This window comes from Bradyrhizobium sp. Kon37 (assembly GCF_055807535.1).
This window is the reverse complement of the sequence record NZ_JBVVOY010000002.1, coordinates 221,750-247,006: the sequence shown is the minus strand read 5'-3', so window position 1 is coordinate 247,006 and position 25,257 is coordinate 221,750. Positions and strand designations below refer to the sequence as shown.

At 64.9% G+C, this 25,257-nt stretch carries 30 protein-coding genes; 15 read left to right on the top strand and 15 right to left on the bottom strand.

The annotated features are described in order from the left end of the window. Positions 1 to 51: 51 nt before the first annotated feature. Complete coding sequence (locus tag AC0L3J_RS05405; protein ID WP_473346291.1) at positions 52 to 927, top strand: MBL fold metallo-hydrolase; 876 nt, start codon at positions 52 to 54, stop codon at positions 925 to 927. Positions 928 to 941: 14 nt separating this feature from the next. Here the strand turns inward: AC0L3J_RS05405 and AC0L3J_RS05400 are convergent, their stop codons facing one another. Together AC0L3J_RS05400 and AC0L3J_RS05395 are read right to left on the bottom strand one after the other, a co-directional pair. Next, entirely contained in the window at positions 942 to 1,994 is a 1,053-nt protein-coding gene (locus AC0L3J_RS05400) for a type II asparaginase (protein ID WP_473346290.1), read from the bottom strand. Positions 1,995 to 2,280: 286 nt separating this feature from the next. Then, entirely contained in the window at positions 2,281 to 2,529 is a 249-nt protein-coding gene (locus AC0L3J_RS05395) for a hypothetical protein (protein ID WP_035962662.1), read from the bottom strand. A gap of 204 nt (positions 2,530 to 2,733) precedes the next feature. On the opposite strand from AC0L3J_RS05395, the gene AC0L3J_RS05390 reads away from it, so the two are divergent. After that, positions 2,734 to 3,201: a cupin domain-containing protein gene (locus tag AC0L3J_RS05390; RefSeq protein WP_473346289.1), complete on the top strand. Its 468-nt coding sequence runs from the start codon at positions 2,734 to 2,736 to the stop codon at positions 3,199 to 3,201. A gap of 4 nt (positions 3,202 to 3,205) precedes the next feature. Here AC0L3J_RS05390 and AC0L3J_RS05385 read toward each other — a convergent pair whose 3' ends face one another. Next, complete coding sequence (locus AC0L3J_RS05385; RefSeq protein WP_473346288.1) at positions 3,206 to 4,168, bottom strand: alpha/beta hydrolase; 963 nt, start codon at positions 4,166 to 4,168, stop codon at positions 3,206 to 3,208. Positions 4,169 to 4,284: 116 nt separating this feature from the next. Here AC0L3J_RS05385 and AC0L3J_RS05380 point away from each other — a divergent pair, with 116 nt between their 5' ends. From AC0L3J_RS05380 to AC0L3J_RS05370, 3 genes are all read left to right on the top strand, one after another. Then, a complete protein-coding gene (locus AC0L3J_RS05380) occupies positions 4,285 to 4,962 on the top strand; it encodes a nitroreductase (RefSeq protein ID WP_473346286.1) in 678 nt (225 codons plus the stop codon). A 132-nt stretch (positions 4,963 to 5,094) separates the two neighbouring features. Then, positions 5,095 to 5,298, top strand: coding sequence for a hypothetical protein (locus AC0L3J_RS05375; protein ID WP_007591770.1), 204 nt, complete (start codon positions 5,095 to 5,097; stop codon positions 5,296 to 5,298). Positions 5,299 to 5,352: 54 nt separating this feature from the next. Continuing rightward, entirely contained in the window at positions 5,353 to 5,943 is a 591-nt protein-coding gene (locus tag AC0L3J_RS05370) for an NADPH-dependent FMN reductase (protein WP_085353019.1), read from the top strand. 5 nt (positions 5,944 to 5,948) lie between these two features. Here the strand turns inward: AC0L3J_RS05370 and AC0L3J_RS05365 are convergent, their stop codons facing one another. Continuing rightward, the gene (locus AC0L3J_RS05365) at positions 5,949 to 8,030 is read right to left on the bottom strand and encodes a methyl-accepting chemotaxis protein (RefSeq protein WP_473346285.1); all 2,082 of its coding nucleotides are present in this window, start codon (positions 8,028 to 8,030) and stop codon (positions 5,949 to 5,951) included. A 96-nt stretch (positions 8,031 to 8,126) separates the two neighbouring features. Further along, positions 8,127 to 8,567 carry a DUF1810 domain-containing protein gene (locus tag AC0L3J_RS05360; RefSeq protein ID WP_473346284.1) on the bottom strand — a complete coding sequence of 147 codons (441 nt, stop codon included), beginning with the start codon at positions 8,565 to 8,567 and terminating at the stop codon, positions 8,127 to 8,129. A gap of 232 nt (positions 8,568 to 8,799) precedes the next feature. Here AC0L3J_RS05360 and AC0L3J_RS05355 point away from each other — a divergent pair, with 232 nt between their 5' ends. The 4 genes from AC0L3J_RS05355 to AC0L3J_RS05340 all read left to right on the top strand — a co-directional run bounded on the left by AC0L3J_RS05355 (position 8,800) and on the right by AC0L3J_RS05340 (position 12,997). Then, the gene (locus tag AC0L3J_RS05355; RefSeq protein ID WP_473346283.1) at positions 8,800 to 9,750 is read left to right on the top strand and encodes a DUF2778 domain-containing protein; all 951 of its coding nucleotides are present in this window, start codon (positions 8,800 to 8,802) and stop codon (positions 9,748 to 9,750) included. 95 nt (positions 9,751 to 9,845) lie between these two features. Beyond that, on the top strand, positions 9,846 to 10,103 hold the full coding sequence (locus tag AC0L3J_RS05350; RefSeq protein WP_275171839.1) for a hypothetical protein: 258 nt from the start codon (positions 9,846 to 9,848) through the stop codon (positions 10,101 to 10,103). A gap of 157 nt (positions 10,104 to 10,260) precedes the next feature. Then, positions 10,261 to 11,349 carry a TRAP transporter substrate-binding protein gene (locus AC0L3J_RS05345; protein WP_473346281.1) on the top strand — a complete coding sequence of 363 codons (1,089 nt, stop codon included), beginning with the start codon at positions 10,261 to 10,263 and terminating at the stop codon, positions 11,347 to 11,349. 208 nt (positions 11,350 to 11,557) lie between these two features. Then, entirely contained in the window at positions 11,558 to 12,997 is a 1,440-nt protein-coding gene (locus tag AC0L3J_RS05340; RefSeq protein ID WP_473346279.1) for a YadA family autotransporter adhesin, read from the top strand. A gap of 9 nt (positions 12,998 to 13,006) precedes the next feature. Here AC0L3J_RS05340 and AC0L3J_RS05335 read toward each other — a convergent pair whose 3' ends face one another. The 6 genes from AC0L3J_RS05335 to AC0L3J_RS05310 form a co-directional block, all read right to left on the bottom strand. Then, positions 13,007 to 13,789 carry an ABC transporter ATP-binding protein gene (locus tag AC0L3J_RS05335; protein ID WP_473346278.1) on the bottom strand — a complete coding sequence of 261 codons (783 nt, stop codon included), beginning with the start codon at positions 13,787 to 13,789 and terminating at the stop codon, positions 13,007 to 13,009. Continuing rightward, positions 13,777 to 14,832, bottom strand: a complete 1,056-nt coding sequence (locus AC0L3J_RS05330; protein ID WP_473346276.1) for a dihydrodipicolinate synthase family protein — start codon at positions 14,830 to 14,832, stop codon at positions 13,777 to 13,779. The genes AC0L3J_RS05335 and AC0L3J_RS05330 overlap by 13 nt, the downstream gene beginning before the upstream one ends. 6 nt (positions 14,833 to 14,838) lie before the next feature. Then, positions 14,839 to 15,660 (bottom strand): GNAT family N-acetyltransferase, encoded by an 822-nt coding sequence (locus tag AC0L3J_RS05325; RefSeq protein WP_473346274.1) that lies wholly within the window; start codon positions 15,658 to 15,660, stop codon positions 14,839 to 14,841. Continuing rightward, positions 15,647 to 16,684: an NAD-dependent epimerase/dehydratase family protein gene (locus AC0L3J_RS05320; RefSeq protein WP_473346272.1), complete on the bottom strand. Its 1,038-nt coding sequence runs from the start codon at positions 16,682 to 16,684 to the stop codon at positions 15,647 to 15,649. The genes AC0L3J_RS05325 and AC0L3J_RS05320 overlap by 14 nt, the downstream gene beginning before the upstream one ends. 30 nt (positions 16,685 to 16,714) lie before the next feature. After that, the gene (locus AC0L3J_RS05315) at positions 16,715 to 17,485 is read right to left on the bottom strand and encodes an ABC transporter permease (RefSeq protein ID WP_473346271.1); all 771 of its coding nucleotides are present in this window, start codon (positions 17,483 to 17,485) and stop codon (positions 16,715 to 16,717) included. Between the two features lie 84 nt (positions 17,486 to 17,569). Then, entirely contained in the window at positions 17,570 to 18,217 is a 648-nt protein-coding gene (locus tag AC0L3J_RS05310; protein ID WP_007609554.1) for a TetR/AcrR family transcriptional regulator, read from the bottom strand. A 100-nt stretch (positions 18,218 to 18,317) separates the two neighbouring features. Between AC0L3J_RS05310 and AC0L3J_RS05305 the strand changes: the two genes are divergently transcribed. The 5 genes from AC0L3J_RS05305 to AC0L3J_RS05285 all read left to right on the top strand — a co-directional run bounded on the left by AC0L3J_RS05305 (position 18,318) and on the right by AC0L3J_RS05285 (position 21,782). Next, positions 18,318 to 19,334, top strand: coding sequence for an ABC transporter substrate-binding protein (locus AC0L3J_RS05305; RefSeq protein ID WP_473346269.1), 1,017 nt, complete (start codon positions 18,318 to 18,320; stop codon positions 19,332 to 19,334). A gap of 279 nt (positions 19,335 to 19,613) precedes the next feature. Then, the gene (minC, locus tag AC0L3J_RS05300; RefSeq protein ID WP_473346268.1) at positions 19,614 to 20,312 is read left to right on the top strand and encodes a septum site-determining protein MinC; all 699 of its coding nucleotides are present in this window, start codon (positions 19,614 to 19,616) and stop codon (positions 20,310 to 20,312) included. A gap of 19 nt (positions 20,313 to 20,331) precedes the next feature. Further along, the gene (minD, locus tag AC0L3J_RS05295; protein ID WP_007591740.1) at positions 20,332 to 21,147 is read left to right on the top strand and encodes a septum site-determining protein MinD; all 816 of its coding nucleotides are present in this window, start codon (positions 20,332 to 20,334) and stop codon (positions 21,145 to 21,147) included. Further along, positions 21,144 to 21,425, top strand: a complete 282-nt coding sequence (minE, locus tag AC0L3J_RS05290; protein WP_211385525.1) for a cell division topological specificity factor MinE — start codon at positions 21,144 to 21,146, stop codon at positions 21,423 to 21,425. Before minD ends, minE begins: the two co-directional genes overlap by 4 nt. 171 nt (positions 21,426 to 21,596) lie before the next feature. Further along, on the top strand, positions 21,597 to 21,782 hold the full coding sequence (locus tag AC0L3J_RS05285) for a hypothetical protein (RefSeq protein ID WP_027517632.1): 186 nt from the start codon (positions 21,597 to 21,599) through the stop codon (positions 21,780 to 21,782). A gap of 28 nt (positions 21,783 to 21,810) precedes the next feature. On the opposite strand, the gene AC0L3J_RS05280 is transcribed toward AC0L3J_RS05285, so the two are convergent. The 4 genes from AC0L3J_RS05280 to AC0L3J_RS05265 form a co-directional block, all read right to left on the bottom strand. Next, the gene (locus AC0L3J_RS05280) at positions 21,811 to 22,062 is read right to left on the bottom strand and encodes a hypothetical protein (protein WP_473346267.1); all 252 of its coding nucleotides are present in this window, start codon (positions 22,060 to 22,062) and stop codon (positions 21,811 to 21,813) included. Positions 22,063 to 22,171: 109 nt separating this feature from the next. Next, complete coding sequence (locus tag AC0L3J_RS05275; RefSeq protein WP_275171851.1) at positions 22,172 to 22,561, bottom strand: hypothetical protein; 390 nt, start codon at positions 22,559 to 22,561, stop codon at positions 22,172 to 22,174. Between the two features lie 92 nt (positions 22,562 to 22,653). Beyond that, on the bottom strand, positions 22,654 to 22,884 hold the full coding sequence (locus AC0L3J_RS05270) for a DUF6894 family protein (RefSeq protein ID WP_007591727.1): 231 nt from the start codon (positions 22,882 to 22,884) through the stop codon (positions 22,654 to 22,656). Between the two features lie 379 nt (positions 22,885 to 23,263). Further along, on the bottom strand, positions 23,264 to 24,283 hold the full coding sequence (locus AC0L3J_RS05265; protein WP_473346266.1) for a hypothetical protein: 1,020 nt from the start codon (positions 24,281 to 24,283) through the stop codon (positions 23,264 to 23,266). A gap of 354 nt (positions 24,284 to 24,637) precedes the next feature. Between AC0L3J_RS05265 and AC0L3J_RS05260 the strand changes: the two genes are divergently transcribed. Further along, on the top strand, positions 24,638 to 25,255 hold the full coding sequence (locus AC0L3J_RS05260) for a L,D-transpeptidase (protein WP_456769638.1): 618 nt from the start codon (positions 24,638 to 24,640) through the stop codon (positions 25,253 to 25,255). The last annotated feature ends 2 nt before the right edge of the window (positions 25,256 to 25,257 follow it).

Here is a 25,257-nt window from a genome sequence, read left to right as displayed (position 1 = left end):
GCGTTGCTGTCGCCCGCTACGCTCCTCCTAAAAATCGGGAGCGGAACGCCCATGAAGCAATTGCGCATCGGCGACATCACCATCGATGCGGTGATCGAGCGGGAGGGGCCGTGGCGGCGGCCGCAGGATTTTTTCCCGGCCTATGATGAGAGCGTGTTCAAGCGCCATCTGCCGACGATGGAGCCGGAGGTGTTCGACGCCGCGCGCGGCATGATGGTGATCACCTATCAGACCTTCGTGGTACGCACGCCGCGCCACACCATCCTGGTCGATACCTGCACCGGCGAGGACAAGGGCCACCCGCCGCCGTTCGATTTTCCCGGCAAGGCGCGCTGGCGCAACGAGCTGTTCGCGCTCGGCATCTCTTTCGAGCAAATCGACTACGTCTTCTGCACGCATCTGCATATCGACCACACCGGCTGGAATACGAGCTTGCGCGACGGTCGTTGGGTGCCGACGTTCCCGAATGCGAAATACGTCTTCCACAAGGGTGAATATGCGGCCTGGGAGGCAGAGCACGCCAAGGGCAGCAACCCGCCCGGTACCGTGTTTCGCGACAATTGCCTGCCGATCGTCGAGGCAGGCCAAGCGCTGCTGGTCGATGACGATTACGCGCTCGACGACACCGTCACGCTGACGCCGACGCCGGGGCATTCGCCCTGCCATTGCTGCGTGAACATCTTCTCGAAGGGGCGCCGCGCGGTGGTCGCCGGCGATCTCATGCATCACCAGATCCAGTGCCGCGAGCCGGACTGGTCGGCCAAGCCGGATTGGGATGCGAAGCAGTCGGCGGTGTCGCGGCGAAAGTTTTTTGCTTCCGTCGCCGACACCGACACGCTGATCCTGCCGATTCATTTTCCGGCGCCGACGGTCGGGCTGATCGAGCCGTTCGGCGCCGCTTTCGACTACCGTTTCAAGCGGGAGTAGGGCGACCGGACGCTCTAGTAAGTGAAGAACATCCGCTGGATTTCCTTGGTGTCGGTCGTCTTGGTCAGCGCCAGCATCAGCAGAATACGCGCCTTTTGAGGATTGAGCGTATCCGAGACGACGAAGTCGTGCTCGTCGTCCTTGGCCTCGCCGTTGCGTGCGACGATGCCGTTGCCGACACGGCTGCTGCGCACGATCACGACACCCTTCTTGCGGGCCTCGTCGAGCGCCGGCTCGACCGCGGGACGAGCCAGGCTGCCGTCACCCACGCCGGCATGCACGATCCCCTTGGCTCCGGCGGCGACAAAGGCGTCGATCGCGACCCGGTTCATGTTGGCGTAGCCGTAGACAATGTCGACCTGCGGCAGGACATCGAGGCTGGAGACGTCGAATTCGGAGTCCGCGGTGTGCCGGCGCGTCGATTGCCGATAGAAGAACGGCTTGTTGCCCTGCATGTAGCCGAGAAAGCCGAGTTCCGGCGTGCGGAAGGTGTCCGCCGTCGAGGTGTTGTTCTTGGTGACATCGCGCGCCGCGTTGATCTGATCGTTGAGAGCGACGAGCACGCCCTTGCCGACGGCCTCGTCGCTGCCCGCGAGGATCACCGCGTTGAAGAGGTTGATCGGCCCGTCCGCGCTGATTGCCGTCGACGGCCGCATGGCGCCGACGACGACGACAGGTTTCTTGCTCTTGACGACGAGGTCCAGGAAATAGCTGGTTTCCTCGATCGTATCGGTCCCGTGCGTGATCACGATGCCATCGACGTCGTCCTGCGCGAGCAGCGTGTTGACGCGCTTGGCGAGCTTGAGCCAGTAGTCATTGTTCATGTTCTCGCTGGCGATCTGGAAAACCTGCTCGCCCTTGACGTTGGCCACTGTTTTCAGCTCGGGGACGGCGTTCAGGAGGGTCTCTATGCCCACCGTGGCTGCGGTATAACCGACCACGGTGGTGCTGCTCGCCCCGCTGCCGGCGATCGTGCCGCCGGTTGCGAGCACCATGACGTTGGGCAGTCCCGGGCCCCGCGCGTTCGCGGCTTCAAGTCCGATGAGCAGCGCGAAGAGCAAGCTCATTATTGCCATCGTGTAATCACGCACTCGAAACTGCAACATCTCGACCACCCTTTTCTGGAAGATTCGTTGGTGCGCCCCGGTTCGCTCAGCGCTGCATGTTCCGCTAGCCGAGGCGCTCTGTCTAGGGTGGCGACGATTTTGCTCTGCGCGCTCGGCGCGTGCGAGAAGAGGCAAACGGTCTTTGCCTCTGTTATTCAGAGACAAAAACGTGGATGCCCGGGACAAGCCCGGGCATGACGAGTTTGTGGAACCGTTGCTCGCTAAATGAGCACCAAAGTCGCAGCGGTCAGGCGCCGACTTCGCACTTCTTCATAAAGCTGTTTTTGGCGGCGCCGGCGAGCGGCTTGCCCTCGGCGCTGACGGCCTTGGGCGCGCAGGCGTCGGCCTTGCACTTCTTCATGAACGAAGTCTTGGCGGCGCCAGCCAGGGCCTTGCCGTCCTTGCCGACGGCCTTGCTTTCGCAGGTGTCCTCCGCGAAGGCCGAACCCGCCGCAAACGTGGCAACGATCGCAGCCAGGAAAATCCGCTTCATCATGATTGTCTCCCTAAACCAGAAATGGCGCGCGGATTGGAGCCGGGAATCGTGGCGCAATCAAGCTGGATGAGCGCCGGCCGTCCGGTCTTCCTGACGATTTTCCGAGCGCGGGTGCGACGGGGCCCACCTCCTGCTGCACTGCTCGCTGACCGGGACGGGCGATCCTGCTAGCTTCGGGCGAGTTTAGCCGAAGGGAGCATCGTGATGGAGACCCTGATTGCGAACATGCCGGATGCCGCTTCTGACCGGCATTCTCACCTGGTTCAGCCGCAAGACATGGAATGGCAGAAGACGCGCTTTCCCGGCTGCGAGGCCAAGACGCTGCTGTTCGATCGCAGCAGCGGTCTGATGACCGCGTTGATGCGCTTTGCGCCGGGATCGGTGCTGCCCGATCACGAGCATGTCGGCGTCGAGCAGAGTTATGTCATCGAGGGCGCTCTCGTCGACAACGAGGGGCCGGCCAAGGGGATTGCCTGCAAGGCCGGTGAATTCATCTGGCGCGAGGCGGGCAGCCGGCATGCCGCCTGGTGCCCAGAGGGCGCACTGATCCTGGCGATCTTCCAGGTGCCGAACAAGTTCTTCGAAGCCGACGGCCGCGTCGTCGATGCCGCCGGTCAGGATTGGGACCAGACGTGGGGGCACACCGACGCGCAACGGGCGCGGAGCACCTAGACGATCATACGCCGCGCGCGAGAAGCGCCTTGAAGTCCGCGCGTGCGCGCTGTGCTTCGGCTCGCGCCACCTCGGAGGCGTCGCCGAGGCCGAAATAACCATGGATCAGGCCGGGGCCTTCATGGTGCTTTACCGGCACACCGGCGGCTTCCAGCGCCCGTGCATAGGCTACGCCCTCGTCGCGCAGGGGATCGAACCAGGCCGTGGTGACGATCGCGGGCGCGACGCCGGCAAGCGAGGTCGCGCGCAGCGGCGAGACGCGCCAGTCGGTGGCGTGCGAGGGATCGGCGAGATAATGACCGCAAAACCACTCCATCACGGCGCGCGAGAGGAAGTAGCCCTCGGCATTCTCGGCGCGCGAGGGGAAGCGTGCGTTCTCGCGCGCGTCCGCATAACTGCCGAGGACGTCGGTCACGGGGTAGACCAGCAGTTGCGCGGCAAGCTTGATGCCGGCGTCGCGGCAGGCGATCGCGGTGGTGGCGGCGAGATTGCCGCCGGCGCTGTCGCCGGCAACGCCGAGGCGTTTTGCATCGCCGCCAAATTCCGCGACGCGGCCAAACACGTCGCTGACCGCGGCAAAGGCGTCCTCGAACGCACCGGGAAAGCGCGTTTCGGGCGGGCGGCGATAGTCGACGGAGACGACGACCGCGCCGGTCTCGATCGCAAGGTTGCGGGCCTGCCGGTCGTGGGTCTCGAGGTCACCCGCGACCCAGCCGCCACCATGGAAGAACACCACGGTCGGTGCGGGCGTGGTGCCGACCCGGTAGACCCGTGCATCGAGCGGTCCGGCGCCGCCTTTCACCTTGATATCCGCGACGATGTCGACCGGTGGCGGCGGTATCGCCGCGCGCGAGGCAGCCAGTGCGCGCAAGGAATCGCGGGCGCTCTGTGGCGTCATCGTGGTGGCATCGCGCATCGGCAGCAGCGGAATGATCTGGGCGATGACGGGATCGAGCGGCGCGGCCATGGAATCCTCACACGGTTCTTGGTCTTGCTTGCGGGTTAGCATAGATATGGCGCGCCGCGTCGGCAACCGCTCGCATGTGGCAATGCCGGGGATTGAACGGGCAGGGAGGTCTTGAGGTGGAATTCGAAACGCTGGTCCAGTCGCGCCGCAGCGTGCGCGGCTTCAGGAACGAGCCGGTGCCGCGCGCGGTGATCGAGGCGATCATCGACACCGCCAAACGTGCGCCGTCGTCGATGAACACCCAGCCCTGGCATGTCCACGTGCTCACAGGCAGTCCGCTGGAGCAGCTGCGCCGACGCAACATGGAGGAGATGGTTGCCGGCGCCAAGGTCAAGCGCGACATCGTCAGCCACGGCGAATACCAGGGCGTGCACCGGACGCGGCAAGTCGACGTCGCCAAGAAACTGTTCGGGGCGATGGGAATCGCGCGCGACGACAAACCGATGCGTCAGGACTGGGTGTTGCGCGGCTTCCGCCAGTTCGACGCGCCGGTGTCGCTGGTCTTGACCTATGACCGCGTGCTCGATCCCGGCGCGGTCTGCCATTTCGACCTGGGCGCGCTCTGCTACGGCATCGTGCTCGCGGCCTGGGACCGCGGGCTCGGTTCGGTGATCAACGGGCAGGGCATCATGCGCTCCGACATCGTGCGCGAGGTCGCGAACATTCCGGAGGACGAGGTGATCATGACCTGCGTCGCGATGGGCTATCCCGACGACAACTTTGCCGCGAACGCCGTTCGCTCCGATCGCGAGGGCAACGACGATTTCGTGCGCTACGTCGGATTCGCCGAGTAGCGCAGGCAGAGGAGATTATTCTCTCGGCGAATTTTTTTGGTGCGGACCGCTTGGCGGCCTCTTGCAATCTCGATCGTGCGGGAGGAACAATGTGCAGACTGAAAGGTTTGATGCTGGCGCGAGGGAATTGACATGCGGCGGCTCGCTAGCCTGGTTCGACGGTTCTTCGGCCCGCGAGTGCGGCGTCCGATCGATGATGATCCAAGTCTTCCTTTCACACCCGAAGAGTTCGGCCGGATGATCCGCAGCGGCCGGCACGAGGACATGAAGCTGCTGGCCGAAGGGCTCGCCTGCCGGACCGTTCCGCGCCGCACCAGACATCGCGCCGCGCACTGAGACGCCGCAAGGGAAGCCGCTCCGAGCCTCCTCACTCGTGCTAGACTGCTGCCTATGAGCAATCGCATCCTCGTCCTCTACGGTTCCTACCGTTCCGACCGCATGGGCATTCGCCTGGCGAATTTCGTCATCGATCGCCTGCGCGCCCGCGGCGACGACGTCGTCTTCATCGACGCCAAGGCGATCGGCCTGCCGATGCTGGATCGCATGTACAAGGAATATCCCAAGGGCTCCGCACCCGAGGCGCTGGAGAAGCTGGCCGGAGAGATCCGCGGCGCCGATGGCTTCGTCTTCGTCACCGGCGAATACAATTGGGGCATTCAACCAGGCCTGAAAAATCTCACTGACCACTTCCTTGAGGAGTGGTTCTGGCGTCCGGCCGCGATCGTGAGCTATTCGGCCGGCCGCCTGTCCGGCGCGCGTGCCTCGACCGCCTGGCATGGCACGTTGTCGGAGATGGGCATGGTGGTGGTGTCGAGCACCATCGGCGTCGGCCCGATCGCACAGACGCTGTCGGAGGCGGGTGAACCGATCGGCGAGGGCGGCAAGGCGCTCGAACGTTCATTCCCGCGCTTCGCCGACGATCTCGCATGGTGGATCGAGGCGGCCAAGGCGCAGCGGGCGCGCAAGGCGCCGCCGTACTGAGCGCCTTACGCGGCCCTGACCTCGCCGAGGAAGCGGTCGAATTGTCCGGCGAGATCGCGCGACTGGGTCGAGAGCTGCTCGGCTGCGCCCAGCACCTCTCTTGCGGCCGTGCCGGTGTCGTCGGCGGCGCGCTGCACGCCTGAGATGTTGGTGTTGACCTCCTGGGTGCCGCGCGCGGCCTCCTGGACGCTACGGGCGATCTCCTTGGTCGCCGAACCCTGTTCCTCGATCGCGGCCGCAATCGCGGTGCCGATCTGGTCGATCTCGCCGATGACGTCGGCGACGTTGCGGATCGCGGTGACGGTCTCGTCGCTCGCGGCCTGGATCGCCGAAATCTGCTCGGAGATTTCGGTGGTAGCCTTGGCGGTCTGGCCCGCCAGCGATTTCACCTCGGCAGCAACCACCGCAAAGCCGCGGCCGGCATCGCCGGCGCGGGCGGCCTCGATGGTCGCGTTCAGGGCCAGCAAATTGGTCTGCTCGGCGATGCTCTGGATCAGCGTGACGACGTCGCCGATCTTCTGCGCGCCCTCGGCCAGCGCTCGGGCGGTGTCGCCGGTGCGGCGGGCGTTGTCGACGGCGCGGGCCGCGATCTCGGTGGATTGAGCCACTTGGCGGCCGATCTCCGAGATCGAAGAGGTCAGCTCTTCGGTGGCGCTCGCGACGGTCTGGACGTTGCTCGATGTCTGCTGTGAGGCGGCGGCGACGACCGCGGCCTGGCTGTTGGTCTGGGCCGCCGTCGAGGTCATCGACTGCGCCGTGCTCTCCATAGTGGAGGAGGCTTTCGACAGTCCGCCGACGAGCTCGGTGACCTTGGCTTCGAACGCGCGGGTGATCCCGTCGAGCGCCTGTGCGCGGCGCATCTTGCCGTCGTTCTCGGCCTGCTTCTCCGCCGCGAGGCTGTCGGCCCGGATCATGTTGTCCTTGAAGACCCGGACGGCCGCGGCCATCGCGCCGATTTCATCGGAACGTTCGGCGCCGGGAATCTCTTCCGCAACCTCGCCGTCGGCAAGCCGCGACATCCGCGTTGTCAGATTGACGATCGGGGCGCAGACGCGGCGGCGGACCGTGACGATGAGGCCGGCACTGGCGATCAGCACGGCGAGAAGGCCCGCGAGTGCGATCGTGAAGCTGGTGTGGGCCGCAGTGGAGGCACCGGCGAGAATCTGCTCGGCGTTGTCGTAGAAGGCGTCGCGGACCTCGATGATGGTGCTGAGGCCGCGCTGCGTGGCGGTGTAATAGGTGTCCATGTCGTGTTCGTACTTGCCGCTGACCGCACCCTCCTTCACCAGCTTGAGCTCGCGGCCGAATTCTTCGATGTAGATCGCGTTGAATTTCTCCAGTGCGGCGGCGATGTTCGCCGGCGTTGCGGGATTGCCGCGCAGCTCCAGCAGCGACATCACGATCTGATCGTTGCGGCCCTGCGAGCGGCTGATCTCGGCCTTCTCGGTATCGGTCGCCGGCTTTTTGCCCCCGACGAGATTCTTGTGCAGGCTGGAGTTGAAGCCGCCGACGTCGCGCAATGTCATCGCGATGTTGGCGTAGCTGGCCTGCCGGTAGGCATCGCCGTTGAGGATCGCCATGCGGCGGACCTGCTCGTTGAGCAGCGCGGTCACGCTGGCGTTGAGCACGGCGTTGTCGGCGACGATCTTCTTGGCGGCGTCCTTGCGCGCCTCAGGCGGGCCCGACATCGCCTTGTCGATGGCTTCGCGTAGCGCGGTGAACTTCGAATTGATGGCGTCGATGTTGCCGCCGGTGGTGTTGCCGTCGTCGAACGGGCCCGGCAGGTCCTTGCGCAACGCGTTCATCGTGTCGCGGGCGGCATCGGTCTGCTTGCGCAGCTTGCCCTGCTCGGCAAGCAGCGCCGGGTCGACAGCGGGAGGGCCATAGAGAATGTTGGTGGAAAAGCCGCGCTCGGGATTGAGGTAGCGCGGGATGTCGCTGACGGCGCGGACGATCGCGAGCCGCCCCTGGGCTTCGGTGATCCGCTCCATCGTCTGGTATTTCGTTACGGCGACGTAGACGGCGAGGCCGCCGCCCACGGTCGAGAGCGAGACGATGGCGGTGGTCAGGAGCGTACCGATTTTCATGAGTCTATCCGGCAACTGGCGCGGGAAATTATTGCACGGACAATAGGCAGGCGATCTTAATCCCGGGTTTACGCTGGTGGCCGCCAGCAGTCGCGGTCACTTCGCCTTGCGGTCGAGGGCGGCGAGGATATCGAGCGTTGCCTGATCGCGCCCGCCCGAAAAATACCGGGCGAGCGCCTCGTCGAAGACGGGTTCGTCGGACACCGCGTCGAACAGTGTCATCGACGAGCGGAATTTGGCGTCATCGGGCGCGCCGAGGATGGCGTTGATGCTCCGGCCCTCGATGGCAAGCACGAGCCTCGTGCATTCGATCAGGCGCGGACCGAGGATGGGGTGGGCGAGATAGGCGCGGGCCTCGGCGCGGGAGGCGATGGCGTAGCGCTGCGACATGGCGCTGGAGCCGAGGCCGGCGACCTGGGGAAAGACGAACCACATCCAGTGGCTCTGCTTTCGGCCCCGGGTCAGCTCCCCCTGGATGTCGTGGTAGACCGGGTCCTGGGCCCGGACAAAGCGTCTGAGGTCGAACGGATCGGTCATAGGATACCTTGGGATACCTTAGGATACCCTGGAACGGCTTGCCGGAGCCTTGCCAGACCCCTGCCGGCCGCGATTATGCCTAACTTTTGGCTCCCAATGTGGTAGCTGGTATAGAATCTCCGGGTGGGGGTGGGTCCCCCCGGGGATCGATTTTGGGGAGCTGATGGTTTCCGACCGGGCACAAGCCGAGAGGCTATTGTCGCGCCGCCGTATTGGGCGAGCCGAGACGATATTGCTGTCTCTGGCCGCTGTCGCGCTGGCACTGGGCGCCGCCGCCTGGGTCGCGGATATCGGCGGTTCGGCCTCGCTGGTCACCGCCGCGCTGCCGCCGGCCAATGCGCCTTCATTCGATGATCGTTTCGCTTCCGCTTCCAGCAGTCCGCCCGCCCGCGAGTTCGGCTTGCGGACGCTGGAGCGCTCCGCGGTGAGTGCAGTCCAGCTCAAATTGCGCGACGCCAAGGCGATGCTCGCCCAGAAGCTCCAGGGCGACGACTGGCGCTCGACCCTGACCGACGACGACCGGCACATGTCGGAGGAGACGAGACAATCGCAGCGTGCTGACGCCATCCCGATGCCGCGCTCGCGTCCGCCCCAGGCAGACATCTCGGCCCAGATCGCCTCGAGCCAGGCTTACGCCGAGACCAATCCCAGGATCGACAACCGCAACTTCTTCGAAAAATTCACCGACAAGATCAGGCTGGCCTCGCTGACGCCCGACAGCGGCCTGTTCGGCAAGGCGCCGGATCTCGCCGCGCTCGGGTACGATTCGCGGACGGCGGTCTACGACATCTCGGCCAAGGCGCTTTACCTGCCGAGCGGCCTCGCGCTGGAAGCGCATTCCGGCATGGGCGCGCTGATGGACGACCCGGAGCACGTCGATCAGCGGATGGTTGGCGCGACCCCGCCCGCGACCTACGACCTGAAGCCGCGCGAAAAACTGTTTCACGGCGTCCGCGCACTGCGCTTGACGCCTACCGAGGGCACCAGCGCGCTCGGCCGCGTGGGCCTGCTCACCCACAATTACATGCTCGGGCCTCGTGGCGACTCCAACGGTTGCGTGTCGATCAAGGACTATGATCGGTTCATGAAGGCCTACGACAACGGTGAGTTCAACCGTCTGGTCGTGGTGCCCAGGCTGACCCCATCGGCGACCGCCTCGCAGCGCGCGAGCACTGAGTCCTGATATCTGCTCCTGATATTTGCCTGCCACGGCGGGGCTGCCGTTTTCCCTTCGTTAAGCCGTCATCGTCCAGAAGCAGCCCATGAGTGATCCGCAAAGTGAGTGATCCGCAAAATTCCGAGACCCCGCTGCGCACGACGTTCAAGATCAAGCTGAACGGCGACACGCTGGCGATCGCGACCGTCGGCCAGGCCTATCAATTCCTCACCAACTTCAAATCGGTCGAGTGGATGGAATTCCGCTCGCTGCACGAAGACGCGGTCGCAGCGCTCGAAGGCGCCGCCGAAAACGCGATGCTCGTCGTGCAGGCGACCAACGCCGTGCGCGCGCTGTTCGTCAGCGCAAAGCTGCTCTGAGAGCGACACGGGAAATATTTGGGAAGATTCCCGGATTGCGCTGCGCTCCATCCGGGCTACCGCTCATAACCGGAACTCCGCTATAGGAACGGCAATAGCTTCGCGAAGATCGCGCTCAAGCCGATACGTTGAAACATAGTTCAGGGAGAGACCCATCATGAAACGCCGTACATTCCTCAAGGGCGGCGCGGTTGCCGGCGCGACGACGCTGGTTGCCGCACCTGCGATCGCGCAGAGCGCGCCCGAGATCAGATGGCGCCTGACCTCGAGCTTCCCGAAATCGCTGGATACCATCTACGGCACCGCGCAGACGTTTGCGAAATATGTTGCCGAGGCCACCGACAGCAAATTCCAGATCCAGACCTTTGCGGCCGGCGAGCTCGTCCCCGGCCTGCAGGCGCTCGATGCGGTCAGCACAGCCTCCGTCGACATGGCGCAGACCCCGCTCTATTTCTATATCGGCAAGGAGCCGGCGCTGGCCTATGCGACCGGCGCGCCGTTCGGCATGAACCATCGCCATCAGGAGTCCTGGTGGCATTTCGGCGGCGGCGCCGACCTCACCAACGAGGCGCTGAAGCCGTTCAAGGCGCATGCGATCCTCTGCGGCAATTCCGGCACCCAGATGGGCGGCTGGTTCCGCAAGGAGATCAAGACCGTCGACGATCTCAAGGGCCTGAAATTCCGCATCGCCGGCATGGGCGGGCATGTGCTGGCGCGGCTCGGCGTGGTCCCGCAGCAGATCGCGGGCGGCGACATCTATCCGGCGCTGGAGAAGGGTACGATCGACGCCGTCGAATTCGTCGGTCCCTATGACGACGAGAAGCTCGGCTTCCAGAAGGTCGCCAAATACTATTACTTCCCGGGCTGGTGGGAAGGCGGCGCGATGCTGCACATGATCGTCAACGACGAGAAATGGGCGTCGCTGCCCAAGCAGTACCAGGCGATCATCAACCAGGCCGCGTCGGCCGCGGGTGCTTGGATGCTCGAGAAATACGACAGCGTGAATCCGGCGGCGCTGAAGCGGCTGATCGCCAATGGCGCGGAGCTGAAGGCGTTTCCGCAGCCGGTGCTGGAGGCCTGCTACGCCGCGACCCAGGAGCATCTGAACGAGCTCGCCACCAAGAGCGACCTGTTCAAGCGCACCAAGGAAAGCCACGACGCCTATATGAAAGAGCTGCTGTTCTACACGCAGATCGCGGAGAATTTTTACGACAATTATCTGCTCGGCAAGATGCGCAAGGGCTGATCTCAGGCCACCGCGACGGGCGGCCGGATTGCTTTGCGCCAACATCCGGCCGCCCGTCGTTGCGTCAGACTTATGACGATGCATTCCTGCAACATGCCGCCGAAAACCGATGGTGGGATGATGCCGTCCATGCTTCTTCAACCTAACGGTTGATGTGGGATTTTGGCCGTTCCTCCAGACCTTGTTGAAGCAGGGAATGGAGTCGAAAATGACCTTACTGAACAGCATTGGCGGAACCGCTGGCAGGAGCAACCTTCGCCCGATCGCGTCCTGCCTGGCTATCCTCCTTGCAACCACATTCCTCCACGCCGGTTCCGCGCTGGCCGCCGACTACGCGGCCGGCGGCGGCGTCATCAACGGGCCATCCGGCGAGGCGACGGCGGTAGGCCAGACGGCGACGACAGAGGGCACGTTCGCCACCGCCTATGGCGCCTTGTCCACTGCAACCGGCGAAACCGCGCTTGCTGTGGGCACCGTGTCCAAGGCGATCGGCGATAATGCAACCGCGATCGGCATCGGCACCGCTGCAACCGGAATATCGGCGAGCGCCTTCGGTGACAACGCCACCGCAACTGGCACCGGCGCCACGGCGACTGGTACGCACTCCAGCGCCATTGGTGCGAATGCCGCGGCGTTCGGCGGCAACGCCTTCGCAAGCGGGGCAACCGCCACGGCGACGGGCGCCCACAGTAGCGCGTTTGGCACCGCAGCGACCGCAACGGGCGAGGGCAGCAACGCCCTCGGCAACAACACAACCGCGACCGGCGCCGGCAGCCTGGCCAACGGGGACTTTGCGACGGCGACAGGCCAGAACAGCAACGCCAGCGGCCAGTTCGCGACCGCGACCGGCACCAACAGCAAGGCGAATGGCGCCGCTGCCACGGCCTATGGTCAAGGCAGCACCGCGACCGGCAGCAACGCCGTGGCCATCGGTGAAACCAGCACCGCCACAGGCAATTTCGCGACCGCGCTCGGCAACAACAGCAATGCCATTGGCAACGTTACGGTGGCGGTGGGTGCTTTCAGCTCCGCCAACGGCGAGGGGACCGTCGCGGTCGGAAATTCGAGCAATGCAGGTGCGACCAACGCCACCGCGCTCGGCGCTTCGGCCGTGGCCGTCACCGGCGGCACCGCGCTCGGCAACAGTTCACGGGCGGACGGCACCAATTCGCTGGCCCTCGGTATGAATGCGACCGCATCGGGAGCCAATTCCGTCGCGATCGGCGCAGGCTCGACCGCAACGCTGGCCAATACCGTGTCGTTCGGTACGCCTGGCAACGAGCGGCGCCTGACCAATGTCGCCGCCGGCGTCGCGCCGACCGACGCGGTCAACATGAGCCAGCTCACCGGCATCACCGCCGGATTTCAGTCGCAGATTGGTTCGCTCCAGGCGCAGATCGGCAACAATCTGACCGAGGCGCGACGCGGCATCGCCGCCGCGGTTGCAGCCGCCAGCGCGCCGATGCCGTCCGCGCCGGGCAAGACCACTTGGCAGGTGCGCGGCTCGGCGTTTCACGGCGAAGGCGGTTTCGGTGCTGGTTTCGCACATCGCCTCAACACCACCATGCCCCTCACCGTCGTGGGCGGCTATGGCAATGGCGGCGGCACCGAGCACACCGCCTATGTCGGCGTCGGCGGGGAGTTTTGAGCGTTCACCTCACGCCGAGCCGAGACCCAGCTTGGCATAGATGCGCCGCGCATAGGCGCCGAACGCGTCCGTCGTCTTCAGCGGCAGAGCCCGCGGGAAGGGCAGGTCGATCGGGAAATAATCGGCCATCTTTGCCGGACCGGCCGTCAGCACGGCGCAGTGCGAGGACAGGAATACGGCCTCCTGGATCGAATGCGTGATGAAGATGATGGTCTTGCCGCTCTCGCGCCAGATCCGCAGCATCTCCAGATTCATCTGCTCGCGCGTCAAGGCGTCGAGCGCGCCGAACGGCTCGTCCATCAGGATCAGTTTCGGGTCGTGAATGAAGGCGCGCGCAATGGCGGTGCGCTGCTGCATGCCGCCGGAGAGCTCTCGCGGATATTTCTGCTCGTAGCCGGCAAGCCCCACCAGATCGAGCAGATCGCGTGCCCGCTCGCGCGCGGCCTTCATGGGAAGACCGACGATCTCCGCCGGCAGCAGCACGTTGTCCAGGATGGTGCGCCATTTCAACAGCAGCGCCTGCTGGAACACCATGCCGATGTCGCGGGTCGGATCGAACGGGCTTTTGGCATTGCCGATCTTCACCGTGCCGCCGTCGGCGTCGTGCAGGCCGGCCAAGATCTTCATCACCGTGGTCTTGCCGCAGCCGGACGGCCCGACCAGCGAGACCAGCTCACCCTCCTGCACGTCCATGGTGACGTCGGACACCGCCAGGAATTCGGCGCCGCCGCTGCGATAGACCTTGCGGACGCCTTGCAGGCTGATGAAGGGGTTTGAGCTCATGCCAGCCATTTGTTCAAGTTTGCGGCCACGAAGGCGTCGTCGCTGAGGTCGGAGTGCTCGCGGTACACGCGGTCGATCTCGTCCTTCTGGCCGGGGCTGAGGCCCTCGTTCGGATCGAGGCACCACAAGCCCTGCATCAGGCCCTGCCGTCGCAGCACCTCATGACAGCCGGCGATGCAACCGTGAAAATCGTTGGCGACGTCGAAGAAGGCGCTGTTGCAATCGGTGACGCGGGCATCGAGCGCGAGCAGTTCGGCCGGGACGCTGTCCTTGTGCCGTGCCGCCTTGCAGCGCTCGAACTGTTTGATCGCGCTCGCCGTCCACACCGACCAGTGGCCGAGCAGACCGCCCTTGAAGTAGGTCCGCGTGGTGACGCCGTTGTCGCGCAGGTCGAACGGCAGCATCAAGTCGAGCAGGATGTGGTCGTCGTTGCCGGTATAGAGCGCAACGCGGTCGAGCGCGCCGGCTGCCGCGACACCGCGCAGAACGTCAAGGGTCCGGTAGCGGTTGAACGGCGCGATCTTGATTGCGATGACATTGTCGATCGCGGCAAAGCGCTGCCAGAACCGGCTCGACAGGATCACGCCGCCGACGGCCGGCTGAAGATAGAAGCCGACAAGCGGAATTTCGGCTGCGACCGCTGTGCAATGCGCGATGATCTCGTCTTCCGACGCGCTCTTCATCGCAGCGAGGCTGAGAAGCCCTGCGTGGTAGCCGATGTCGCGCGCGGTGCGGGCTTCAGTGGTGGCCTGCCTGGTCGGACCGGCAAGGCCCGCGACCAGCGCCAGCGGACGCTTGGTCCAGTTCGCCGCCGTCTCGGCGGCGAGCTCGAGCACGGGACGATAGAGGCCGACATCGCGGATCGCGAACTGCGTGGTGTGCACGCCGACCGCAAGGCCCCCGGAGCCGGCGTCGATGTAATAGCGCGTCAGCGCTCGCTGGTGCTTCTTGTCGAGCTCGCGTTCGGCGGTGAGCGCGAGGGGATGCGCCGGCAGGACGGTGCCGTCGGCGATCAGCTTGCGGATCTCGCTGTTGATCTGGCTGTGGTGCATGATGTCCTATCCGAATTCAGGGCCGGCGACGGCGAATGGCAGGTCCTCACCCGTGGCTATGGCGGGGCCGAACCGCATGCGCTGGAACGGCCGTTCGATGCTCCAGCCCGACGCGGTCAATCCTTCAGGGAACGCGGCTTGCGACGCGACGGCGTCGAGCAGCAGCGGCCCGGTCTCCGATCGCGCGATGGCATCGACCAGGGTCAGCGCGGCTGCCGTGTCATCGGCAAACAGTGGGCCGATATGGCGCGCGGTGCGTCCGTCGCGCACCAGCGCGATGGCGCCGTTCGCGGCGACAATGCGTGAGCCGGGACGCTGAGCGAAGTTGGACAGCAGGGCGGTTCGATCGAGGCCCGTAGTGCGCCGGTCACGCGCGCGGAGCGCGTCGAGCGTCGCGGATGAAGGTGGCTGCGCGGACGCGAACGCGGATTTCACCAGCTTGAGACGGCGCAATTGCAGCGTCGGCGTGAACCCGAGCGGTCCATAGACGGCAGCACCGTCGGGTGTTGCGTCGAGCCAGCTCGTCAGGCCGTTCCGGCGGGCGGTTTCCAGGCAGGCATCGACGAGGCGCGTTGCAAGGCCGCGGCGGCGATGGGTGCCTGATACCAGCACCATGCTGATCCAGGCGTTTTTGCTGGAGTAGGGCAGCAGGGCCGCGGTTGCCACCAGCCGTCTGCCGTCGCGGATGCCGAACACGATTCCATCGTGCAGGAAGATGCGCCAGTCCTCCTCGGTCTGGTTCCAGTGTGCTTCCGTCGACAGCACGAGCCCGGCGATCGCATCGTCGACGCCGAGCTTGATGATGGCCGGATCGTCAGTAGCGTCCATCGCGCACCTCGTATTTGGTGGGCTTGCCGAGGCTCGGCATGGCGCGGGACACCCAATCCGCTGTCCAGGCGATCAGCTGCTCGGTGTCGACGACCGGCAGGCCGAACAGCTCGACGGCCTTGGACGTGTCGGTCAGCCACGCCGTCGGCTGTTCGTTTCCTGTCAGCACCGGCGCACGGCCGAACCTCGCGCCGAATCTTGCTGCGAGGTCGCGCACCGCCAAGATCTCGTGGCCGCTGACATTGATCGGCGAGGTCGGCGCCGTGCAATGCGCGAGGCAGCGCAGGGCCTGGGATGAGGCATCGCCCTGCCAGATGAAATTGACATGGCCGATGCTGACGTCGATCGGCGTGCCCGTGAGCACTTTCAATGCGATGTCGTGGAGCACGCCATAGCGCATGTCGATCGCGTAATTGAGGCGGAACAGCCGCCCGGGCGTTCCGAACTTGCGCGAAAAATACTCGAACATGCGCTCGCGGCCGACGCAGGACTGGGCGTACTCGCCGGGCGGGTTCGGCGCCATGTCCTCGCGCGAGCCTTTGCCGTCGACGGGGACGAAGGGATAGATGCAGCCGGTCGAGAACGCCACGATCCGCGATGACGGGAAGGCCTGCGCGACCAGTGCCGGCACGTGCGCATTCATCGCCCAGGTCAGCGAGAGATCGCCCTCCGCGCCGAATTTGCGGCCAGCCATGAAGACGATGTTGGGCGCCTTCGGCAGCGCATGAATCGCGGTCTCGTCCATCAGGTCGCAACTGATGGTCTCGACGCCACGCGCATGCAGCCAGTCCTTGACGCCGGCGTCGCTGAAGCGGGCGACGCCGATGACGCGGCGATCGGGCGCTGCGGCTTTGGCCAGCCCCGCCAGCGTCGGCCCCATCTTGCCGGCGACGCCGAGGATCATGATGTCGCCCTCGACGCTGGCGAGGTCGTCGATCAATGCCTGCGTCGGCCGGCACAGGAGATCGTCTAGCGCAGCGATATCAGGGATGGTCTTCGGCAGTGTCTGGCGGGTGAGGAGCATGGTTGTGGTCCCTGGTCTTGGCTTTGCCGTTCAAGTCGGTGTTGCGTCACCGACCATGAACATGCGTTCGAGGACGAGCACGAAGCCGTAAAGCGCGACGCCGAGCAGCGTCAGCAGCACGACGGCCATCACCATCGCGGGCGTGTCGAGCGACGATTGCACCTGGATCATGAGGTAGCCGAGCCCGCGTTCGGAGGCGATGAACTCGCCGACGATGGCGCCGGCCACCGCGAGGATGGCGCCGACCTTCATGCCGGAGAAGATGTAAGGCAGCGATCCCGGCAGCTGGATCTTGCGGAACAGCGTCCAGCGCGAGCCGCGCAGCGATTTGACCAGATCGAGCAGATCCGGCTCGACCTCGCGCAACCCCCGCGCGGTGGTGAGCAGGATCGGAAAGAAACAGATGCTGAAGGCGATCAGGATGTTCGGCACGATGCCGTAGGAGAACCAGACGATGAGGAGCGGGCCGAGCGCGACCTTCGGGATCATGTTCAGCGTCACGAACAGCGGCAGCAGCACGAGGCTGATCAGCGGTGCCCAGCTGAAGATGACGGCCAGCGCCACGCCGACGAATGCGCCGAGCGCAAAGCCGCCGAGGATCTCGATCGCCGTCACCAGCGTATTGGCGCCCCAGGCGTAGCTCGCGGTTCCCAGCGTCTGGATTGTCGCGAGCGGCGAGGGCAGGATGAACTTCGGCACGTGGAAGGCATCGACCAGGACCTGCCAGAGCACGAGCACGGCGAGGTGCACGATCAAGACGATCGCAAAGCTGCGCGTATTGCGGGCGCCGTCTCCTGTCACCGGTTGCTCCCTGTTGCCGCCGGCCACATTGCCGCCGGTCGCTAGCCTAACCGTCCCTGAGGGAAGTTTCAACCAGTTGGTTGATTACGGACGGAGCGAATGTAGCACGAGATCGGCGACGTGCCGGCGGCGGGCGCGCCGCGCCGCCCGGCTCGACAGGTCCTTGCCGAAGATCGCCGACAGCGTCGGCGTGTTCGAGAGATAGAAATAGCTGAGGCCCGCGATGGAGATATAGAGCTGGATCGGGTCGATCCCCTTGCGGAACATGCCGGCGCGGACGCCTTCGTGAAGGATGTGGGACACGCTCTTCACCAGCGGCGAATGCATCGCCTCCAGCCGCGTCGAGCCGCGGACGTGGCGGGCACCGCCGCGGTTCTCGTCGTTCAGAAGCACGATGAAATCGGGGTTTGCCGCCAGGTAATCGAACGAGGCCTCGATCAGCTTCCGGATCGCCTTTTCCGGCGGCAGGCCTTCGAGATTGAGCTGGCGCTCCTGTTCGCGGATATCGGCGTAAACCCATTCGAGCACGGCAAGATAGAGCGCGTCCTTGTCGCCGAAATAATGGTAGACGAGCTGCTTGTTGACGCCGGCGCGCTCCGCGATCTCGTCGACGCGGGCGCCGGCAAAGCCGTGCCGGGCGAACTCCTCGCGCGCCGCGGTGAGCAGCTTCTTGCGGGTGGCGACCGGGTCGCGCCGCTGCGGCACGGTGTCGCCTGAACGTTTTGCGGGCATTTCCAACCAAACAGTTGACAAGTTGAGGGCGGCCTTGTTGCATTGGTATCCTCACAGGGGGAGAGCGACAAGCCGGTCGCGGGCAACGAGGAGAGATGCGATGAAGCGTTTGCAGGCGGCGGGCTCGGCTCTGGCTGTGGCCCTGATGCTCGGATCACCAGTCGTGCCCGCGACCGCGGGCGAGGCGGTCAACCTGATCCTGAACTGGGCGCCGACGGCCGATCACTCGCCCTATTATTACGCCAAGGCACAAGGCTGGTACGAGAAGGCGGGCATCGATCTGACCATCGAGGTGGGCAAGGGCTCCGGCGTCTCCGCCGCCAAGGTCGGCTCCGGCGGCTCGCCCTTCGGCGTCGCCGATCTCGCCACCATGCTGGTGGCGAAGAGCAAGGGCGCCGACGCTGTTGCCGTGATGAGCGTCTACGCCAACACCGGACAGACCTTTTACTGGCTGAAGAGCTACGGCGTGAACGGGGTGAAGGATTTTGCCGGCCACAAGATCGGCAATCCGCCCGGGGACGCCTCGCGCGTGATGTGGCCGGCCTTCGCCAAGGCCGCAGGGCTTGCGCCCGACTCCGTTGGCTTCGTCAATGTCGGGCCGACGGCGAAGATCGCCGCGCTGAAGAGCCATACCGTCGACATCATCAGCGACTTCTACAACGAGCACGATTTGAAGGTGATCGAGTTCGGAGCCGATCTCGGCTACGTCAACTGGAAGGACATCGGGCTCAACCCCTACGGCAATTCGCTGATCGTCAACGGCGGCTACCTGCAGAAGAACCCGAAGCTGGTCGAGGAGTTCGTCCGCGTCACGCAAAAGGCGTTCGCGACTTGCGTCGCCGACGCCGCGCCCTGCCTGAAGGCGCTGCTCGATCAGGTCTCCGGTCTGGACAAGGAGAACCAGGAGCGCCAGTGGGAGCGGATCAAGTTCCTGATGACGGACGAATTCACGACCACGAAGGCGCTTGGCTGGATCGACGGCGAGCGCATGAAGAAGGACTACGATCTGGTCCAGACCTATCTCGGCATGGAGAAGCCGTTCGACGTCACGACGGCGTTCACGACCAAGATGCTCGATCCCGCCATCAAGATGGATGCGAGCAAGGTGAAGAAGTAGGGGGGCTTACCGTCGTCCTGGCGAAAGCCAGGACTCATTACCCCAGGGCGGGGTTTGGTGACTCGTGGTTCGGTACTCCCACCGTCCGCATCGATGGATTGCGCGGTATGGGTCCTGGCTTTCGCCAGGACGACGCTGGAGATCGGGGGCGGCTGCCCGTCGCCGAGAGCCACGGCCCGACGCCCACCACTCCACGTAACCCCACGGAGAAATTAACCGGCCATTAACCATATCGGCGGCATCGTTAACCATTCAATAACAGGGAACGAGTCGGCCGCTATGGAGGCTGCAGCAAAAGTCCAACGCCAAATGGTGCGCCTGCGCGGGCGCTCCTATGTGGCCTTCGTGTTCGTGCCGACGGTTCCCATCCAGGACTGGCTGCAGGAGATCGACACCACGATCGCGCGCTCGCCGGGCTTCTTCGCCGGCCGCCCCGTGGTGATCGACCTGTCCTCGGTCGATCTCAGCCAATCCGGCATCGGCCATCTGCTTACCAGCCTTCAGGACCGCAACATCCGCGTGCTCGGGATCGAGGGCGTGGAGGAGGCGCGGCTGACCCCCATGATGCCGCCGCTGCTGTCGGGCGGGCGGAGCTGCGTGGTCGAGCCGAGTGCGCCCAAGAAGGTTGAGGCAAAGGTCGAGACCAAGCCGACCTCGCTGCTGCTCGAAAGCCCCGTGCGCTCCGGCCAGACGGTGATCTTCCCCGAAGGCGACGTCACCATTTTGGGTTCTGTCGGCTCCGGCGCCGAGGTCGTTGCCGGCGGCTCCATTCACATCTACGGCGCGCTGCGCGGCCGCGCCATGGCAGGCGTGAACGGTCACACGAGCGCACGCATCTATTGTCAGAAGATCGAGGCCGAACTGCTTGCAATCGATGGTTTTTACCAGACCGCCGACGATATCGACGCGGCCCTGCGCGGCAAGCCGGCCCAGGCCTGGCTGCAGGGCAACACCATGCGAATTACCGCGCTGAACTGACCAGAAGGAGATTTGAGAGATGGCCAAGGTACTGGTCGTGACGTCAGGCAAGGGGGGCGTCGGCAAGACCACGACGACCGCCGCGCTGGGAGCTGCGCTCGCGCAACGTGGTGAAAAGGTCGTGGTCGTCGATTTCGACGTCGGCTTGCGCAACCTCGACCTCGTGATGGGCGCCGAACGCCGCGTTGTGTTCGACCTCATCAACGTGGTGCAGGGTGTCGCAAAGCTGCCGCAGGCGCTGATCAAGGACAAGCGGCTGGAGAACCTCTGGCTGCTGCCGGCCTCGCAAACCCGCGACAAGGACGCGCTGACCGAAGAGGGCGTGGGCAAGGTCATCGACGATCTGCGCAGCCGTTTCGACTGGGTGATCTGCGACAGCCCGGCCGGCATCGAGCGCGGCGCCTCCATGGCGATGCGCTTTGCCGACGAAGCCGTGATCGTCACCAATCCCGAAGTCTCCTCGGTGCGCGATTCAGATCGCATCATCGGCATGCTCGATTCCAAGACGGTGCGGGCCGAGAAGGGCGAGCGGGTCGAGAAGCACATCCTCATCACCCGCTATGATCCCTCGCGCGCCGCGCGCGGCGAGATGCTGACCATCGAGGACATCCTCGAAATTCTTGCAACACCCTTGCTCGGCATCATCCCGGAGAGCCAGGACGTGCTGCGCGCCTCCAATGTCGGCACGCCGGTGACGCTGTCGAACGCGGAAGGTGCTCCGGCGCGGGCCTATATCGACGCGGCGCGGCGGCTGTGCGGCGACACCGTGCCGATGCAGGTGCCGACCGAGCGCAAGGGCTTCATGGACCGCCTGCTGCGAAGGAGGGCCGCATGAGCATGGGTTTGCTTCGGCTTCTCCGCGGCAACAAGGCCTCTGCACCCGTCGCGCGCGAACGGTTGCAGATCCTGCTTGCTCATGAACGCGGACTGCGCGGCCAGCCCGATCTGCTCGGTGTGCTGCGTGAGGAAATTCTCGCGGTCGTCTCCAGGCACGTCACGCTGGACCCGACCAAGGTCATCGTCCGGCTCGATCGCGGCGACGAGGTCTCGACCCTCGAGGTCGATATCGAGGTGCCCAACGATTTCGAGCGCAAGCGCGCGGCGGTCGGGTAGGGATTTCGGCCGCGACGCTTCAAATTTGGGGTGGGTGAGAAGGCGGTCCGCTGGGCATAGCGGGCCGCCTTTTGCGTACTGACGTGAACGGAACGAGGTCCGGGGCTCAATCGTTGTGAACAACCCGCGGCGGCGCGATGCACCGCGGTTTCGTCAAACGGGAGAACGCCCATGATGACCGAGGTCCAGGTCCACACCGTCGCGCGCCAGATGTTGGAACAGCACGGTTTTGCGGCGATCGCGAAGGCCGCGGAACAGGCCAGGGCTTGCGAGGGCCGCGGCGAGGCCGATGAGGCCAAAGAGTGGCGTCACCTCGCCGACGCGATGAAGATCATTCGCGGTCCGCACCAGAGCTGATACTCCCGCGCGTCAAGGTTCCCCGCGTTCAATGCTCCCCGCGATCCGCGCCCTGCGGCGACGTACGATGCTGCGTCTGCGGCTGGGAGCGCTCGCCCGTTTCCTTGCAGGGCAACGGCTCCCACGAGCCGTCCGGCGCCTGCTGATAAGCGCTGCACGATGACGACGAAGTCGACTTGTCCTCGCCCTTCTGGGCGTCGGAATTCTTCGCCAGCACGGGCGCGGTCAGGATCGTGGCGACGGCAAACGCGACGGCGAGAAGGACATGATTGATCCGCATGGGGCTCCCCTGTTCGAATTCGAAGAGAGCCGCATGCTGGCGAGGATTGTGACGATTATTGGCCGAAGCAAAAGTTCCGGCGCGGCGTGCTTAACGCCGCGCGACAACGCTAGCCGCCCTTGCTGCGGATCAGGCCGGCGAGGTTGGTCTTCTGGGCCTCGCACCAGCTGGGCATGCCGAGGCGGCGTTGGTTGAGGTCGGTCGCCTGGGTGGCCACCGCGACCTCGGCCATCAGATCGTCGTCCTGCTTCTCGCCCATCTTGCCGCCGGTGTGCATCCAGGCGATCGCCTTGCGGACCTTCTCGGTGGTGCCTTCGGGCAGCTGCATCTGCTCCGCCTTCTGCACTAGGTCCTGGTAGACGACATCGGTGCCGGGACATTCGACCTTGGCGGCGAAGGCTTGCAAGACCAGTGTGACATAGGTCGAACGTGGATGGTCGGCCGCTTGGGCCGGCGCCGCCAGCAGCAACAGGGCCGTCATCAGAAAACCAGTGCGCATCCTTGGTACCTCCCCGAATTTTCGGGAAGGCTAGCGGCTGCCGCGCCGCTCCGCAATGGGGATGGCGTGCGCCAGCGAAGCCGGCCGGCGAGCTAGCGCCGCCAGGCCGGCACCGGATCGAGCGGCGTGCGATAGACCTCTTTGTGATCGCGGTCGGTGACGCGCACAGCGCAACCCTTGCTTTGCAACTCGGGCTTTACCTGCGACAGCTCGGTGGCCAGTTGAACGGCGCGATCGGAGGCGACCTCGATGTCTTCGAGGATGATACCGCCCTGGTTCTTGAACTCTTCACCAACCACGAGATCGAAGGAATAGTAAGGCATCCGAATTCCCCGGTGTGACGAATTGAGCTTCGGGTGGACGTTTCAACACATGACCAATGGTACCACTGAGTCGATGTTTATCGAATGAACGGCGCGCGCAATCTCTGTGCTTATGGCGCAGAAATGATGTGCAGCATTCAAGCGTGTTAAGATTTTATTAAATATGTCGGCGTGATCATGAGGCATGGAATTGCAGCAGAACCGGGCTCCGGGAACCGGCAGCTGCAAGAGAAGGCCGCCGGCATAAATCCCGACGGCCTTTTCTCTTGATCGAAAACGATCGAAGCGCCGCTTCCCGTAGTCATCCGGAGTCAACGCATCACATCGACTCGGACAGCATCGCTGGCGCGACGCTTTCGTGTCGTCGCGTGACGATGGTTCAGCGCAGCGGCATTGGCGGGCGTACGACAGGTCCGTCGTCGTCGGCAACGGCTTGCGTCGTCATGGCAGCTGGCGGCGGGACTGCGGCAGCCTGCGAAGGCGGCGGCGGAGCGAGCGGCGCGGGCGAATAAGCCGGCATGTAGGTGTGCGACACGACCGGCTTGGGCTTGCGAACCGGCGGCGCAGCAGGCCGCGGCGGCAGCGCGGACATTTGCGCGCGCGGATCGAGGCGCGGCTTCGCATCGGCCACCGGCTTCGGCGCGGGCGGCTTCGCCATCTCGCGTGCCATCTGCTCCTGCCCGGCCTTCAACTCGGCGATGTTGGCCTTGAGCTGCTCGATCTGTTGCGCCATCGCGGCGAGATCGCGCGTCATCGACTGCACTGATTGTACAGGATCGGATTGTGTTGCCGTGGGCACCGCTGCTGCAACCTGCGTTGCGGGCGGAGCCGCAGATTGGTCGGCCGCCTGATCCGTGGCGGCTTGATCCGTTGCGGCCTGGTCCGCAGGCGGCGCGGCCTGTGCGGCGGCGACCGGTGCCGTCTGCGAGGTCGAAGGCAGCAGCGACGCCAATACCGGCGTCCATTCGGCGAGCATCTGTCTTGCGGTGTCGCCATGTTTCTCCCAGGCGACAGTGGCGGCAGCGCTTCCGCCCGCAAACAGCATCGTGACGAACGCGCCGCGCAGCCATTTGCCAGCCGAGGACCGCTTCTGCCGGCCGAGACCATCACCGGCCGCAACGCGCACGGCGGTGTCGACGGACGGCGCTGCCGCCTGCGGCTCCGCGATGGGACTGAACTTCGGCTCCGGATTCGTTCTGGACTTCAGCGTGAACGCCGGATCTATCCTGGGCTCCGGACGGGCCGTGATCTCAGGCGCGAGCGCGGGCGCGACGCTGAGAGGCCGCGAGGCCAGCACAATGTCAGGCGAAATCTGCACCGCGTCGTGCGGGTCGTTGTTCGTGACCGTGTCCTTCACGATCTCATCGACGATTTGCCGAGAGTTCAGCGTCGCGAGCATCGCAGCTCCTTTGAAGCCCGGGTGTTTTGAAGCCCAGGTGTTGAGTAGTTGAAGTGTTGGCCGTCCGCATTCGCGCGAGCAGATCCGTGAGGTGAGCCCATCCAATTCCCCGAGGCCCAAGCCATGACGCACGAGTCCAGCCGGGTTTGACCAAAGCAAGGCGAGGGGATGGAGACTGTGCGACGCTCTTGCGCCCTTTGTGGTGATGGAACCCGCCTCAGAAAACACGCGGACGTGTTCCATAATGCCTTGTTTTCAGCACGATTTTGGCAGCATCTGGCGTCGCTGGGGGTGCTGCTATCGCTATCGGGGCCGGCGGTGCCAAGATCCTTATTCGTTCTATTCGTCCTTGCCATGCTGCCGTTGGGCGGCTGCATGCAGACGACGCTTTCGCCATCGACAGATGCGAGCATGACGTCGCGCGACCGGCAGTTGCTGGCGCATACGCCGTACGCGCAGGCGAACGTGCCCGAGCAATATCTTCGTCACATCGTCGATTATCCGCGCAAGGAGCAGCCGGGCACGATCCTGGTCGATACCGATGCGCGCTATCTCTATTTCGTGCTGCCCGACGGCAAGGCGATCCGCTACGGCGTCGCGGTCGGCGAGGAAGCCATGGCGTTCTCCGGGGTCGCGCGGGTCGGTCGTCTGGCGGAATGGCCGGACTGGGTTCCAACGGCGGACATCCAGGCGCGGCTCGGACCCTATCCGGCCCGCGTGCCCGGCGGTCCCGCCAATCCGCTCGGCGCGCGGGGCATCTATCTCTATGCCGGCAACAAGGACACGCTCTACCGCATCCACGGCACCAACCAGCCGGAATATATCGGGCAGGCGATCTCGTCCGGATGCATCCGGATGCGCAACGAGGACGTGATCGATCTCTATGACCGGGTGAAGCTCAATTCAATGGTCGTGGTGCTGCCGCCTGGACAGAACGCGCAGGTCGAGGCGCGGCCCAGCTGGCGCGGGTGACG